Here is a 14,565-nt window from a genome sequence, read left to right as displayed (position 1 = left end):
CAAGGAGAACACCCCCCCATGAACAACCCCACGAACGGCGCGCGCCGCGGGCGTCACCGTCGTCGCTGGAGTGCCACCGCCCTGCTGCTCGGTGTGCCCGCCGCCGTCGTCCCGTACCTCCTGTTCACCCAGGAGGACTCGCAGGCCGCGACGGTCGACGCCCACGCCTACTACCGGCTGCTCTCCGTGCGCAGCGGCAAGGCCCTGGACGTCAACGCCTTCTCCACCGCCGACGGCACCCGCATCCAGCAGTGGACCGACCAGAACACCGCCAACCAGCAGTGGCAGCTGCGGTCCACCGGCGACGGCTACTACGAGCTGGTGAACCGCAACAGCGGCAAAGTGCTGGGCATAGCCGGCGATTCGACCGCGCAGGCGGCCGCCGCCGAGCAGCAGACCGACAGCTCCTCGACCTCCCAGGAGTGGCGGATCGGCGAGGTGAGCGGTTCCGACACCGTCACCTTCACCTCCCGCAGGAGCGGCCAGGTCCTGGACGTATCCAGAGGTTCCACGGCCGACGGCGCGGCAGTCATCCAGTATCCCGGCCATGGCAGCGCCAACCAGCAGTGGAAGCTGGTGAAGACGGCCGAGGCCCCGGCCACCGGGAACGGACCGTACGTGTGGAACAACGCCCAGGTGGTCGGCGGCGGTTACGTCACCGGGCTGGTGTTCAACCCACGGGAGAAGGGGCTGCTGTACGCGCGTACCGACATGGGCGGCGCCTACCGCTGGGACAGCGCGGCCGAGCAGTGGATCCCGCTGACCGACTGGCTAGGGGAGAAGGACTGGAACCTGCTGGGCATCGACGCGGTGGCCACCGACCCCGTCGCACCCGACCGGCTCTACCTCGCAGCCGGCACCTACACCAACGAGTGGGCCGGCAACGGCGCGATCCTGCGCTCCACCGACCGGGGCCGCACCTTCCAGCGCACCGAACTCCCCTTCAAACTGGGCGGCAACGAGGACGGCCGCGGGGCCGGTGAGCGGCTCGTGATCGACCCCTCGGACAACCGCACCCTGCTGCTCGGCACCCGTAAGAACGGCCTGTGGCGCAGCACCGACCACGGCACGACATGGAGGCAGGTCACCTCGTTCCCCGTCAAGGACGGAGCGAGCAGCGGCGCGGGCATCTCCTTCGTGACGTACGGTCCGGCCGGCAGCAGGACGATCTACGTCGGTGTCGCCGACAGGTCCACGCCCCTGTACCGCTCCACCGACGGCGGCAGCACCTGGCAGGCCGTCCCCGGACAGCCCACCGGACAGCTGCCGCAGCACGGCGTGCTCTCCGGTGACGGCTCGCTGTACCTGACGTACACCAACGCACTCGGACCCAACGGCGTGACGGCGGGCTCGGTGTGGAAGCACACGCCGGTCGGAGGGGCGTGGAAGAACATCTCCCCGTCCCATGGCGACTACGGGTTCTCCGGCCTGTCCGTCGACCCGCAGAAGCCGTCCACGGTGATGGTCACCACCCTCGGCCGCTGGTGGCCCGAGGACGAGATCTACCGCACCACCGACGGCGGCACGACCTGGAAGGCACTGGCGGGCAAGTCGGTGCGGAACGCGTCCGCCGCTCCCTACGTAGGCACCCACACCGGGCACTGGATGACCGCCCTGGCCATCGACCCCTTCGACTCCGGGCACGTGCTGTACGGCACGGGCAACGGCATCTGGCGCAGCAAGGACGCCCACGCCACCGACAGCGGCGGCACCAGCCACTGGACCGCAGGGGCCCGAGGTCTTGAGGAGACCGCGCTGATGGACGCGATCGCCCCGCCCGGCGGCGCCACCGTCATCACCGCCATGGGCGACCAGGGCGGATTCCGCCATGACGACCTGACCAAGGTGCCCGCCGGGCGGCTGAACAACCCGATGATGACCAACAGCACCGACATCGACTTCGCCCAGGCCAACCCTTCGATGATGGTCCGTGTCGGCCGGGGCGGCGCGCAGGACGGTGCCTACTCCACCGACGGCGGCAGCAACTGGACCGGCTTCAAGGCGGAGCCGGTGGCCGGAGCCCAGGACGGGCATGTCGCGCTCGCGGCGGACGGCTCCGCCATCGTATGGACCCAGGCCGGCCAGGCCCCGTACCGCTCGACCGACAAGGGCGCGAGCTGGTCCAAGGTCGGCGGCCTCGGCACCGGCGCCGTCGTCGTCGCCGACCGCTCCTCGGCCAGGACCTTCTACTCGCTGTCCGGCGGCACGCTCCACACCAGCACCGACGGCGGCGCGACCTTCACCGCCCGCGCCACGAACCTGCCCGCCGGCCGGCTCACGGCCGTTCCCGGCGTCGTCGGAGACCTGTGGATCGCCGACAGCGCCAAGGGGCTGCTGCACTCCACCGACGGCGGCCGCACCTTCACCACGCGCACCACGGTGCGGTCCGCGTCCGCCCTCGGCTTCGGCAAGGCCGCACCCGGCGCCTCCTACCAGGCCCTCTACCTGATCGGTACCGTCAAGGACGTCACCGGAGTCTTCCGCTCCACCGACAAGGGCGCCACCTGGCTCCGGGTCAACGACGACGCCCACCAGTGGGGCGCCATCGGAGGTGTCGGCGTCGTCACCGGCGACCCCGACACCTACGGCCGCGTCTACGTCGGCACCAACGGACGCGGCCTCCAGTACGGCGACCCGTCCTGACCCTCCCCCCGAGCGGGGCCGCAGGCACGATGCCTGCGGCCCCGGCAGGTGCCACGACCTCCACCCGGAGGGGCGACCCGTTGCCGGCACGCCTCGCGGGCTGCTTGCGCGGCCGGCTCAGTCGGACCGGGCGGGGGCTCGTAGTTCGATCGTGTAGCCGCCCTGTGGGGTGGATTCGGCGGTGAGGGTGCCGTCGAGGAGTTCGGCGCGTTCTTTCAGGCCGATAAGGCCGTGGCGTGCGCTGGGCAGGGCGACTGACGGGCGGGTGGGGGCGGTGTTGGTCACGGTGACGCCGAAGTGGTGTGCGTCGTGCCACAGGCGTACCTCGGCGCGGGCGCCGGGGGCGTGTTTACGCACGTTGGTGAGTGCTTCCTGGACCGTACGGTAGACGGTGCGCTGAGCGGTGGTGCTGATGCCGATGGGGAGCTCCCCCACCAGGGTGGTCTCGATGCCGCTGTTGGCGATGAGCTGCCGGAGGTCGGCGAGGGTGGGCTGGGGGGTGAGTTCGGTTGCCTTGCCGCCGGAGGCGCGGAGCAGCGTGACCATGTGGCGGAGCTCGTCGAGGGTGTTCGCGCTCAGGGTGCGGATGGTGCGGGCGGCCTCGCGGGCGTCGGCGTCCTTCGCGGCGACCTGCAGGGCTCCGGCCTGGACGGCGATGAGACTGACCTGGTGGGAGACGACGTCGTGCATCTCGCGGGCCAGTTGGGCGCGTTCGCGGGCGAGGACGGTCTGGGCGTGCAGGGCCCGTTCGTGTTCCCGTGCCTCCTCGACCTCGACGAGCTGGCGGGCGACGTCGCGTCTGGCCTGCACGAGCTGGCCGAACAGCACGGGGGCGACGGCCGTGGCCAGCGTGTAGACGAACTGGACGAGGGTCCAGGTCCGGTCGCCGTCGAACGCGTCGGACAACGGCCAGACGAGGGTGTCCACCCCTGCGTTGAGCAGGGCACAGCCGGCCAGCATCGGTCGGTTGCGGGTGGACGCGGCCAGTGTGTACAGGGCGGTGATCGGCGCGACCGCGACGTCCATGAACAGGGTCATGGGCAGGGTGAGCAGGAAGACGGCGAGCGGGAAGCGCCTGCGCAGGAACAGTGCCGTGCTGCCGAGGGCCACGCAGGCCCAGACGAGAGGGGTCCCCTCGCCGTAGAGGTTGACCCAGGCGTCGAGCACGGCGAGGACGACGAGACCCCCGTCGACGGCCCAGGGGGGTACGCGGCCCCACAGCGCCCGGCCCGTGCTCATCGCCCCTTGTCCCGCGACGGGTTGTCGCCGTTCCTGCCGAGCAGTCCGGCGCGCTCGGCGAGCAGTGCGGCCTGGACACGGCCGGCGACCCGCAGTTTGTTCAGGATCGAGCTGACGTGGTCCTTGACGGTGCCCGCGCTCAGATGGATACGGGTGCCGATCTCGGCGTTGGACAGTCCTTCCGCGACCAGGACGAGGACGGCGCGCTCCCGGTCGCTGAGCAGGTTCACGCGTGCCACCTCCGCGTCCTGGGGTGCTCCCGCCCCGGGGTGACCGCGCAGCAGCGCGCGTGAGGCTTTCGGGGACATCACCACCCCGCCGGCGGCCAGGGTGCGCACGAGCTGGGCGAGCTGCTCGGGCTCGGTGTCCTTGAGCAGGAAGCCGGCGGCACCCGAGCGCAGCGCGGTGAGGATGTACTCATCGGTGTCGAAGGTGGTCAGCATGGCCACGTGCGGCGGTTCGGGCAGTTCCTGGATCTTCCGCAGGACGGTCAGGCCGTCCACGTCAGGCATGCGGATGTCGAGGAGTACGACGTCCGGCCTCTCGCGTCGGATGACGTCGGCCGCCTGAGCCCCCTCCGCGGTCGCGACGACCTCGATGCCGTCGGACGCGTTCAGGATCATCTGGAAACCGGACCGCACCAGGGCCTCGTCATCCACCACCACTACCCGGATCACCGGCGTCCCGCCTTGCACTCGTCTGCTCCGTTCAGGCCTCTCGGCGATCCGTGTCGGCACCCGCACCGGCGCGTTCACGCTCTTGTACGGTGATCGCCTGCCGCCGACAGTACGTCCGGCAGGGTACGCGGTGGCGCGACGACGGTGGAGTGTGGACATCCGGCGGGTCGGCTCCAGCCGTTCGGAGGGACGATCCGGTCCGTCGGCGGGCAGGTGCACGAAGAACGGCGGATGGCGTCCGTCGTCCTCGTCCGCTGGAGTCGGTGCATGAGCCCGCACGAGTCCGTGGGCCCCAACCCCTTCCGTACCGTTCGAGGACGACCCGTCATGCCCCGCCCGTTTCTGCGTCAGCCTGTCCGCGCTCTGCGTCGCTGTGCGGCGCGGCCCCCTGTGCTCTTCGGAGGTGTGTACGGGGCGGTGCTGGCCAGTTCCATGGTGGCCGCCCTGACGGAACAGGGCGAGACGGCGCCCGCCGACCGGTTGAACAGCGCCCAATGGCTCCTGGTGACGGCTTTCGCCTCGGCCTTGGCCCACGGCTATGCGCATCTGATGGCCCTGCGTGGCGACCGGACCCATCACGGTGTGCGCGCCGGGGTGCGGCTGTTGCTGTCCGAGTGGCCGCTGGTGGTGGCGACGGTGCCGACGCTGGGCGTGCTGCTCGGCGCCGCCTGGGGATGGTGGCCCACGGCGGACGTCGAGTGCGTGGTCTTCGCCGTGAACGTGGTGCTGCTGTTCGCCTGGGGTCTGTCCGCGGCCCGCGCCGCCGGCCGCACCTGGGGCTCCGCCGTGAGGATCGGCACGGTGGACGCCTTGCTCGGCCTCGTGGTCGTGGTGGCCAACGCCGTCATCAAGTAGGACGGTGGGCCGTCCGGGCCCGTGAGCCGCCATGGGCGCTGTTCCGCCACCCGGCGGGGCTGGTCCCGGCCGGTCGGCGGGGATCTCACCGAAGCCCGTCGGATGGTCCGCTTCCTGGCGGCGCCCTGAGATTGTCCGTATGACACAGACACAGCCACCGCAGGAGAACTCGCTTGCACTGCCCGGCACTTCGACCGAGTCCGGCAGGAAGCCCTCCGCGGGCCCCTCGACGGGACGCCTTGTCGGGGTGGACCTGGCTCGCGCGCTGGCGGTGTTCGGCATGTACATCGTCCACATCGGCCCCACCCTGTCCTCCACGCACGGCGTCGGCACCTGGGTCCGATATCTGGCCGACGGGCACTCGTCGGTCCTGTTCGCCACCCTCGCCGGGTTCTCGCTGATGCTGATCGCCGGGCGCCGTGAGCCGATGAGCGGTCCGGCGGGTCGGCAGCCAAGGACCGGATCGCGATCCGCGCGTGATCCCGCCGGCCTCCGCAGCGTGCTGGCGATCGAAAGAGCAAAGCGCCTGGTGAGGCAGGCTCTGCCGTCAGCCTCACGCATCGTCGGGTGCCGCAGATCCGACGGCTGTCCGGTGCCACTTCGCCGTGCAGCAAGGCTGCCCCCGCCATGCGGCGGGGGCAGCCGGGAGGCTCCTTCCTTCCTTTCAGCGGCCGGAGCGTTCGGCCGGGAGCAGGAGCTGGGTCGCGGCGAGCTGCGCGTACAGCTCGTCCCCGGCCACCAGCTCCTCGTGGGTGCCGATCGCGCGGACCTGGCCGGCGTCCATGACGACGATCCGGTCGGCGTCCGTCACCGTCGACAGGCGGTGTGCCACCACCAGGACGGTGGTCTCGCGTGCCGTCTCGGCGATGACGTCCCGCAGCGCCAGCTCGTTGACGGCGTCGAGTTGCGAGGTCGCCTCGTCCAGGAGCAGCAGCCGGGGCCCGCGCAGCAGTGCGCGGGCGATCGCGACGCGCTGGCGTTCGCCGCCGGACAGCTTCGAGCCGCGGTGCCCGACCAGGGTGTCCAGGCCGTGCGGGAGACGCTCGACGAGCGAGTCGAGCCTGGTCCGGGCGAGGACGGCTCGGATGTCGTCGTCCGTCGCGCCGGGCGCGCCGAAGGCCAGGTTCTCCCGGAGGGTGCCGGCCAGCACCGGCGCATCCTGTTCGACGTACCCGATGGCGGACCTCAGCTCGGCCAGCGGCCACTGACGGATGTCCTTGCCGTCTACCAGGATCCGGCCGCCGGTCGTCTCGTAGAACCGCTCGATGAGCGAGAAGACCGTCGACTTGCCCGCACCCGAGGGCCCGACGAAGGCTGTCATTCCGGCGCCCGGCACCTCGAAGTCGACCTGCTGGTGGATGTACGGCAGCCCGGGGCCATAGCGGAAGGACACGTCCTCGAAGCGGACTGACGCCGGGCGCCGTACGGCTGCCGAAGTCTGGGCCCGCACCGGCCGCGGCGTGGCCGGCAGCTCCGCCGCGAGGCGGTCCACCTCCTTGATCCGGGAGATCGCGGCCGCGCCCTCCTGGTACGCGGAGGCGGCCTCGACCAGCTTGTACACCGGCTCCATCAGGTAGAACAGGTACAGCAGGAACGCGATCAGCGTGGAGACGGGGATGTCCCCGGACGCCACTCGTGCCCCGCCGACCGCGAGCACCGCGAGGAACGCCAGCTCGACGGCGAGGTTGTCGGCCGTTCCCAGCAGGGCCTCCCACTTCGCGCCGCGCACGCCGTGACGCCACGCCCGTCGGGCCGACGCCTCGATGCGAGCGGTCTCCCGCTGCTCGGCACCGGACGCCTTCACCGTGCGGAACGCGCCGAAGGCCCGCTCCAGGCCGGTGGACATCTCCCCGACCGCGGCCTGGGAACGCTCGGCGGCCTGCCCGATCTTCGGCATCACCAGGGCGGCGCCCGCGCCGACGACGGCGACCACGACGAGGGTGACGCCGAGCAGGAAGACGTCCAGGAACGCCATCACCACGACCGCCGCGATCAGGGTGAGCGCCCCGGTCGCGGCGTTGACCACGGCCTGGGTGCTGACGGCCCGCAGGAGTGTGGTGTCGGAGGTCACCCGTGACATCAGATCGCCCGGCTGCATCCGGTCCACTGCCGTCAGCCGCAGGCGCAGCAGCCGGCCGATCAGGCTGCGGCGTGCGGCCAGGACCACCGACTCCGCCGTTCGCTCCAGGACATAGGCGCCGAACGCCTCGGCCACCGTGCTCAGCAGCACCAACACGGTCAGCGCCAACAGGATGGTGGCGAGCGTGCCACCGGACGAGAGCCGGTCGACCAGCGCCTTCGTGGCCAGCGGCTGTAGCAGCCCTCCGGCGGCCCCGACCAGCGCCAACAGCAGACCGAGTACGACGGTCCACCGGTGCGGTCGGACATACCCGTACAGCGCCCTGAGCGTCTCGCGGACGAGCAGGGACTCGGCACCCGTCGTCTCCGGGGCGGATGCGGTGTTCACAAGAATCCTCTCCTGGTGGTCTGCCGTCATGGCAGGACGAACGCCGCGTAGCGCGCGTCACGACGGTCCGCCGCACTGGCCGGTGAACCGGTGTGAGAGGGCGGGCTCGTGCTCGTGTGTACGTCGTGTCGTGCCCCAGCCTGCAAGGCGGGACGTCTCTTCGACCATCCGAAGATCGTCGGGCGGACCCCCGCCGAGTGGCTGGAAGAGGAGATCCTCCACGGGGCGCGAGATCTGATGACCGGCGCCCCTGTTGCCCTGTGAGTCGCCTGCTTCGCAGGGAGTGCGCACCGTCCGCATCCAGAGGGCCGCGGTGACTCCGCGAACGCCGTGGGGTCGGATCGACCCTTGCACGCAGCGGCGGTGCAGTGCGTCGAGGAAGCGGTGCTCAACGCCCTTGCCACCAACGAGCCCATGACCACCGCCACGGACGCAGCACGCCGGCCCTCCATGGCACGAGCCTGCGCGAGCTCGTTGTCCTGGGGCTGACCGTCCGCGACCAAGTCCAGGATCTCGCATTCTGATGTCTTCGCCACGCCGTGCGCGGCACACTCGTACCGCCCCTCGCCGTAGACGACCATCGACCCGGCGAGCAGTAGTCGCCGCACGCCCGCCTCCGCCATCTCGGCCAGCAGCACCGCCGTACCGAGGTCGTTGACCGACACGTACCCGGGTGCGTCCCCGAAGTCCTTGCCCAGGCCCACCTTGGCCGCCTGGTGGCAGACAGCGTCGACCCCGGCCAGGGCATTCCGCACCGCGGCGGGATCCCGTACGTCCTGCCCGTCCTCCGTCATGTCGAAGACCACCGGGTCGTGCCCGCGTCCGATCAGCTCGGCGACGACGTGCGAGCCGATGAAGCACGCTCCTCCGGTCACGAGTACGCGCATGCCTCCGAAGCTATGCCGCCTCGGTCCCGGCGAGGTGTCCGACGGGCCGCCCGTCACGGGTCCGTAAGAGGATCCTCGGCCTTCCCTTCCAGTCCCACGCTCAGTTCAGCAGCACAGGACGGGGACGCCTTGGACGAGATTGCTGCCGAAGCCCCGCGGTTCGAGCGCTGTTCGGATGGGCGAGCATCACCCTCCCGGTCCGACCTGGCGGTGCGTCAGGAAGGTCAGCAAACGGTCAGCATGCGTCCCGGACGTGTCCCCGCTTGCTGACCATCGACCTGCGATGCGGTGCCTGAGCATGATTCTTGGGCTGGAACGGATGGTGCGTGACATGGCCCGACAGCTCGCCCGTGGCATGGGTTCCTTCTTCAAGGACTGCGACTGCGCCAAGCCCACCCGCTGCCCCCACCCCTACTCGATCCGTTTCCGGGACGCGCTCGGCAAGCAGCGTGGTTGGTTCCAGCAGTTGCCAACGGGCATCGGACAGGTCACTCGGATAGGGCCGCTGCTTACGAGGCATGTTTCTGTAGTACCGATGGCTGCCGCCCTGCCACAGGGCGCAAACCGGCGCGACCGGGGGCGCGTTGGGATCAGACAGGAGCGAAGGGATCGAAACGGGCCCTCGAAGGCCGTCATCCGCCTCACCTGTCACAAAACACGTCTACGGCCCCAGTCGACCCGAAGCGGTCCGTTACCTAAACAGCAATGAAACACCCTTTCAGGGATAAAACACTCTTTAAGAGCCGGGCTGGATGTCCGACGCACACACCTTCCGCTACGGCAAGATCCGGGAGGTCCGCAGCTCGTACAGGTGCGGCCGACTCCCGGAGGAGGCAGCGGCGCGCGGTCTGCTCTTCACAGCCTGGGGCGAGTCTGACCGGGTGAGCAACGGGGAGAATGACGACGAGGTCCGTGTCGTGAGCTTTGTGATCGCCGAGGGCGGTCCGAAGCGTTTCGACCACGTCAGGCGAAGTAAGGACATGGGGCCGGTGCACCGGACAGTCGCAAGGTTTCCCTCCGGTCGCATGGTCACCTTCCTGACCTTCGACCGTCCCTACGGGCCCCTTGACCCCAGGCGCAGATCTGCAGGAGCGATCGGGAGGCCTGCTTCCCGTCCGAGGACTTGCCGCTCTGACGAGGCGGCGGTGTGCGGCAGGTGGCCGCGCACCGTCCATGAGGGCCTGCGGTCTGCTTAGGTCCCACCGGAGTGACCACATCGTCGAGCGGGCCATCGTGTCAGGTGGCCCGGCACACCGGCCGCGCACGCTCCGGGCCGGACGGTGGTCGCGGCCACGGCATCGTCCGGCCCGGCCACTCCTTCGGCAGACGTCCGCATGCGGCGGTACCGCACGGACCGTGGGCTGCTCGCCGTCGTCTCCGGGTGACGGCCGCCGGCGGCCCCGATCAGGTGGCCCGAGCTCCTCGGACGGGGCGGTGGCCCTCACCTGGAGCCAGTAGGACCGGCGGGGCCGGCGCACCGCTGCCTGCCTCGCCTGCCTTGTCTCCCTCGGCGTGGGCCGGGGCCGCGCGGTGGGCCTGATGCTCGCCGGCCGCACCGAGTTTCACCTGGTCGACGCCGCCGTGATGCGCCGAGGAGCGGGAGGGAAGGCGGTGGTCACGCCCCGGCGATTCGTGTCAGAGGTCGCGAGGGGGCCGAGCGGATCCAGAACGCCGGCCCGGCGCGGCGGACGGTGGGACGGCTGTCCCTCGAACGGGTGGGCTCCGGTCCGGGGGCCGGGGGAGGCGCGGCGGGCGGGGAATCCAAGCCCGGGACGGGGGTACGCGACCCCCGCCACCGACGGAAGGCGAACACCGTGGACCGCGAGGGAACGGCCGGCCGCGACGACGGTCGCGGCGAAGGACGCGACGGGCCGGAGGGGCCCACGTCGTCCGTGACCCTCCGGGTCAACGGGACCGTCCACGCCCTCCGGCTGGACAACCGCACCACCCTCCTCGACGCCCTGCGTGAGCACCTGGACCTCACCGGCGCCAAGAAGGGGTGCGACCACGGGCAGTGCGGCGCCTGCACGGTCCTGGTCGGCGGCCGCCGCGTGAACAGCTGCCTGCTCCTTGCGGTCGCCTGCGACGAGCCCGTCACCACCGTCGAGGGCCTCGCCCGGGACGGCCGGCTCCATCCGCTCCAGGAGGCCTTCGTCGCCCGCGACGCCCTCCAGTGCGGCTACTGCACCCCCGGGCAGATCTGCTCCGCCGTCGCCCTCCTCGACGAGGCCGCCGCCGGGCACCCCTCGCACGTGACGCCACCGCACGCCGCCCGCGCCGAAGGCGCCGCGGACCTCACGCGCGACGAGATCCGGGAGCGGATGAGCGGCAACCTCTGCCGCTGCGGCGCCTACCCCCACATCGTCGACGCCGTCGCCGACGCGCACCGGGAGACCGTCCGGTGAAGCCCTTCGAGCACGTGCGCGCCGAGCGCACCGAGCGGGCCCTCGCCGCCCATGCCCGCCATCCCCGCGCCCAGTACCTCGCGGGCGGCACCAACCTCGTCGACCTGATGAAGCTCGGCGTGCTCGATCCTCCGCTCCTCGTGGACATCGGCCGGCTGCCGCTCGACACCGTCGCCGAGACGTCCGACGGCGGCCTCGGCATCGGCGCCACCGTCCGCAACAGCGACCTGGCGGCCCACCCGCTCGTCCGCAGCCGCTACCCCGTCCTGTCGCAGGCCCTCCTCTCCGGTGCCTCCCCCCAGCTCCGCAACGTCGCCACCACCGGGGGCAACCTCCTCCAGCGCACCCGCTGCCCGTACTTCCAGGACGTCTCCCACCCCTGCAACAAGCGGGAACCCGGCACCGGCTGCCCCGCCCGCGACGGCGTCCACCGCGACCTCGCGGTACTCGGCCACTCGGCGCACTGCGTGGCCACCCACCCCTCGGACATGGCGGTCGCCCTCGCCGCCCTCGACGCCCGGGTGCGCCTGCTCGGCCCCGACGGCGCACGCGAGCTCCCGCTCACCGACTTCCACCGGCTGCCGGGCGACCGGCCGGAACGGGACACCGTCCTGCGTCCCGGGGAACTCGTCACCGAGGTCGTCCTCCCGCCTCCCGCCGGCACCAGCGCCTACCGGAAGGCCCGCGACCGCGCCTCGTACGCCTTCGCCCTCGCCTCCGTCGCCGCCGTCCTCGCCGTCGCGGACGGCCGCGTCCGGCACGCCGCCCTCGCCTTCGGCGGACTCGCCCACCGGCCCTGGCGCGCCCGCGCCGCCGAGGAGGTCCTGCGCGGCGCGCCCGCCGACGAGGAGACCTTCGCCCGGGCCGTGGACGCCGAACTGGCGGCCGCCCGGCCGCTGCGCGACAACGGCTTCAAGGTGCCGCTCGCCCGGGGCCTCGCCGTCCGCGTGCTCACCGACCTCGCCGCCGCCAGCTGAGGAGCCACCCCGCATGTGCCCCCCGCCGACACCCCCCGGACCGGCCGCAGGAGCCGACGTCGAGCGCCGCGACGCCCGTCACAAGGTCACCGGTACCGCCCGCTACGCCGCCGAGCACACCCCGCCCGGCTGCCTCCACGCCGCGCCCGTGCCCGCCACCGTCGCCCGGGGACGGGTCACCGCCGTGCACGCCGACGAGGTCCTGCGCCTGCCCGGCGTCCACGCCGTCCTCAGCCACGAGAACGCGCCCCGGCTCGGCGAGCCCGACGACCCGACCCTGGCCGTGCTCCAGAACGACCGCGTTCCCCACCGCGGGTGGTACGTCGCCCTCGTCGTCGCCGACACCCCGGAGAACGCCCGCGCGGCCGCCGACGCCCTCCGGATCGAGTACGCCCCCGAGGAGCACGACGCCGGACCGGCCGACGGCCACCCCCGCCTCTACACCCCGGAGGAGGCCAACGGCGGCCACCCCGCCGTCCGCGAGAGGGGTGACTTCGACGCGGCCTTCGCCACCGCGGCCGTCCACGTCGACGCGACGTACACCCTGACCGCCCTGCACAACCACCCCATGGAACCGCACGCCTCCACGGCCTGGTGGACCGGAGGCGACCTGACCGTCCACGACTCGAACCAAGGGTCCACGACCGTACGGAACGTCCTCGCCGAGCTGTTCGCCGTGCCCCGTGAGCGGGTCACCGTCGCCGCCGCCCACGTCGGCGGCGGCTTCGGCTCCAAGGGCACCCCGCGCCCCCAGGTCGTCCTCGCGGTCATGGCGGCGCGGCACACCGGACGCCCCGTCAAGCTCGCCCTGCCCCGCCGCCACCTGCCCGCCGTCGTCGGCCACCGCGCCCCCACCGTCCAGCGCGTCCGCATCGGCGCCGACGCCCACGGCGTGATCCGCGCGCTCGCCCACGACGTGACCACGCAGACCTCCACGGTCAAGGAGTTCGTGGAGCAGGCCGCCGTCCCCGCCCGCGTCATGTACACCTCCCCGCACAGCCGCACGACCCACCGCGTGGTGGCCCTCGACGTCCCCACGCCCTCGTGGATGCGCGCCCCCGGCGAGGCGTCCGGCATGTACGCCCTCGAAGCCGCCATGGACGAACTCGCCGCCGCCACCGGCCTCGACCCCGTCGAACTCCGCCTCCGCAACGAACCCGACCGGGAACCCGACAGCGGCCGGCCGTTCAGCAGCAGGAACCTCGCCGGCTGCCTCCGCGAGGGCGCCCGGCTCTTCGGCTGGGAGGACCGCGACCCCCGGCCGGGCGTGCGCCGCTCCGGCGACCGCCTCACCGGCACCGGCGTGGCCTCGGCCACCTACCCGTACCTCGTCGGCCCGTCGACGGCGACCGCCCACGCCGCACCCGACGGCACACACGTCGTGCGGCTCAACGCCACCGACATCGGGACCGGGGCGCGCACCGTCCTCGCGCAGATCGCCGCCGACGCGCTCCGCGCCCCCTTGGACTCGGTGCGGGTGGAGATCGGCAGCAGCGCCCTGCCCGACGCCCCGCTCGCGGGCGGCTCCTCGGGCACCTCGTCGTGGGGCTGGGCCGTCCACCGGGCCTGCACCACCCTCGCCGAACGGCTGCGCACCCTCACCGGCCCGCTGCCGCCCGAGGGCCTGACCGTCCGGGCCGACACCGCGCAGGAGGCGGGGAAGGAGTCGCCGTACGCCCGGCACGCCTTCGGCGCCCACTTCGCGGAGGTCGAGGTGGACGCGGTGACCGGCGAGGTACGGGTGCGGCGGCTGCTCGGCGTCTTCGCGGCCGGCCGGATCCTCAACCCGCGGACCGCCCGCTCCCAGCTCATCGGGGGCATGACCATGGGCATCGGCATGGCGCTGACCGAGGGCAGCACCCTCGACACCCGGTCCGGGGAGTTCGTGGAGCGGGACCTCGCCTCGTACCACGTTCCGGTCAACGCCGACGTGCCGTCCCTGGAGGCGCACTGGCTGGACGAGGAGGATCCCCACCTCAACCCCATGGGCAGCAAGGGGATCGGCGAGATCGGCATCGTCGGCACGGCGGCCGCCGTGGCGAACGCCGTGCACCACGCCGTGGGCGTACGCCTGCGCGACCTGCCGCTGACACCGGACCGCCTGCTCCCGCACCTCCACGGCCTGCCGGACCGGCAGGGCTGACGGATCCGCCGCGTCCCCCCGCTTCTTCACCGGTCCGTCCGGCCGAGGGGCGCAGGGGCCGGGCGCGGCGGGGATCCGTACCTCCCCGTTCCCTTCCGGCGCCTGCCCTTCAGGACACAGGGCGCACGCGTGACCCCCGGGGCGGACGTTCTCGACTCGTCGGCCGGGTGCCTTCGGCCGTCGACGTCCTCGCGGTGCGTCGCCGCGCGGGACCTCGTCGTGCGGCCTCTGCCGCGCCTTCCGGCAGGACTGGGAAGATTCCGTAATGGGCG

Annotated in this window: 9 protein-coding genes and 1 pseudogene; 6 read left to right on the top strand and 4 right to left on the bottom strand. The window is 72.3% G+C overall.

All coding sequences use genetic code 11. The annotated features are described in order from the left end of the window. Positions 1-18 precede the first annotated feature (18 nt). Positions 19-2,643 carry an RICIN domain-containing protein gene (locus tag IE321_RS03325; RefSeq protein ID WP_190221673.1) on the top strand — a complete coding sequence of 875 codons (2,625 nt, stop codon included), beginning with the start codon at positions 19-21 and terminating at the stop codon, positions 2,641-2,643. A 117-nt stretch (positions 2,644-2,760) separates the two neighbouring features. Here the strand turns inward: IE321_RS03325 and IE321_RS03320 are convergent, their stop codons facing one another. Further along, positions 2,761-3,882, bottom strand: coding sequence for a sensor histidine kinase (locus tag IE321_RS03320; RefSeq protein ID WP_190221672.1), 1,122 nt, complete (start codon positions 3,880-3,882; stop codon positions 2,761-2,763). Beyond that, a complete protein-coding gene (locus IE321_RS03315) occupies positions 3,879-4,559 on the bottom strand; it encodes a response regulator (RefSeq protein ID WP_190221671.1) in 681 nt (226 codons plus the stop codon). The genes IE321_RS03320 and IE321_RS03315 overlap by 4 nt, the downstream gene beginning before the upstream one ends. 417 nt (positions 4,560-4,976) lie before the next feature. Here IE321_RS03315 and IE321_RS03310 point away from each other — a divergent pair, with 417 nt between their 5' ends. Beyond that, a complete protein-coding gene (locus tag IE321_RS03310) occupies positions 4,977-5,414 on the top strand; it encodes a hypothetical protein (RefSeq protein ID WP_308076871.1) in 438 nt (145 codons plus the stop codon). A 139-nt stretch (positions 5,415-5,553) separates the two neighbouring features. Further along, positions 5,554-5,891: pseudogene (locus tag IE321_RS41760) on the top strand (heparan-alpha-glucosaminide N-acetyltransferase domain-containing protein); the annotation flags it as partial. 187 nt (positions 5,892-6,078) lie between these two features. Here the strand turns inward: IE321_RS41760 and IE321_RS03305 are convergent. Both IE321_RS03305 and IE321_RS03300 read right to left on the bottom strand, forming a co-directional pair. Continuing rightward, positions 6,079-7,881, bottom strand: coding sequence for an ABC transporter ATP-binding protein (locus IE321_RS03305; protein ID WP_190221669.1), 1,803 nt, complete (start codon positions 7,879-7,881; stop codon positions 6,079-6,081). A 26-nt stretch (positions 7,882-7,907) separates the two neighbouring features. Then, positions 7,908-8,768 carry an NAD-dependent epimerase/dehydratase family protein gene (locus IE321_RS03300; RefSeq protein ID WP_190221668.1) on the bottom strand — a complete coding sequence of 287 codons (861 nt, stop codon included), beginning with the start codon at positions 8,766-8,768 and terminating at the stop codon, positions 7,908-7,910. A gap of 1,892 nt (positions 8,769-10,660) precedes the next feature. On the opposite strand from IE321_RS03300, the gene IE321_RS03295 reads away from it, so the two are divergent. Genes IE321_RS03295 through IE321_RS03285 form a run of 3 tightly spaced genes read left to right on the top strand, consistent with a single transcriptional unit; the run spans position 10,661 to position 14,293 of the window. After that, positions 10,661-11,173 carry a 2Fe-2S iron-sulfur cluster-binding protein gene (locus IE321_RS03295; protein ID WP_226653059.1) on the top strand — a complete coding sequence of 171 codons (513 nt, stop codon included), beginning with the start codon at positions 10,661-10,663 and terminating at the stop codon, positions 11,171-11,173. Further along, complete coding sequence (locus IE321_RS03290) at positions 11,170-12,150, top strand: FAD binding domain-containing protein (protein ID WP_190221667.1); 981 nt, start codon at positions 11,170-11,172, stop codon at positions 12,148-12,150. Before IE321_RS03295 ends, IE321_RS03290 begins: the two co-directional genes overlap by 4 nt. A 13-nt stretch (positions 12,151-12,163) precedes the next feature. Beyond that, positions 12,164-14,293 carry a xanthine dehydrogenase family protein molybdopterin-binding subunit gene (locus IE321_RS03285; RefSeq protein WP_190221666.1) on the top strand — a complete coding sequence of 710 codons (2,130 nt, stop codon included), beginning with the start codon at positions 12,164-12,166 and terminating at the stop codon, positions 14,291-14,293. Positions 14,294-14,565: the final 272 nt, after the last annotated feature.

This window comes from Streptomyces hydrogenans, from assembly GCF_014656075.1.
GTDB lineage: Bacteria > Actinomycetota > Actinomycetes > Streptomycetales > Streptomycetaceae > Streptomyces > Streptomyces hydrogenans.
Note: the sequence above shows the minus strand (reverse complement) of the source record. Positions and strands in the feature narration are given on the sequence as shown.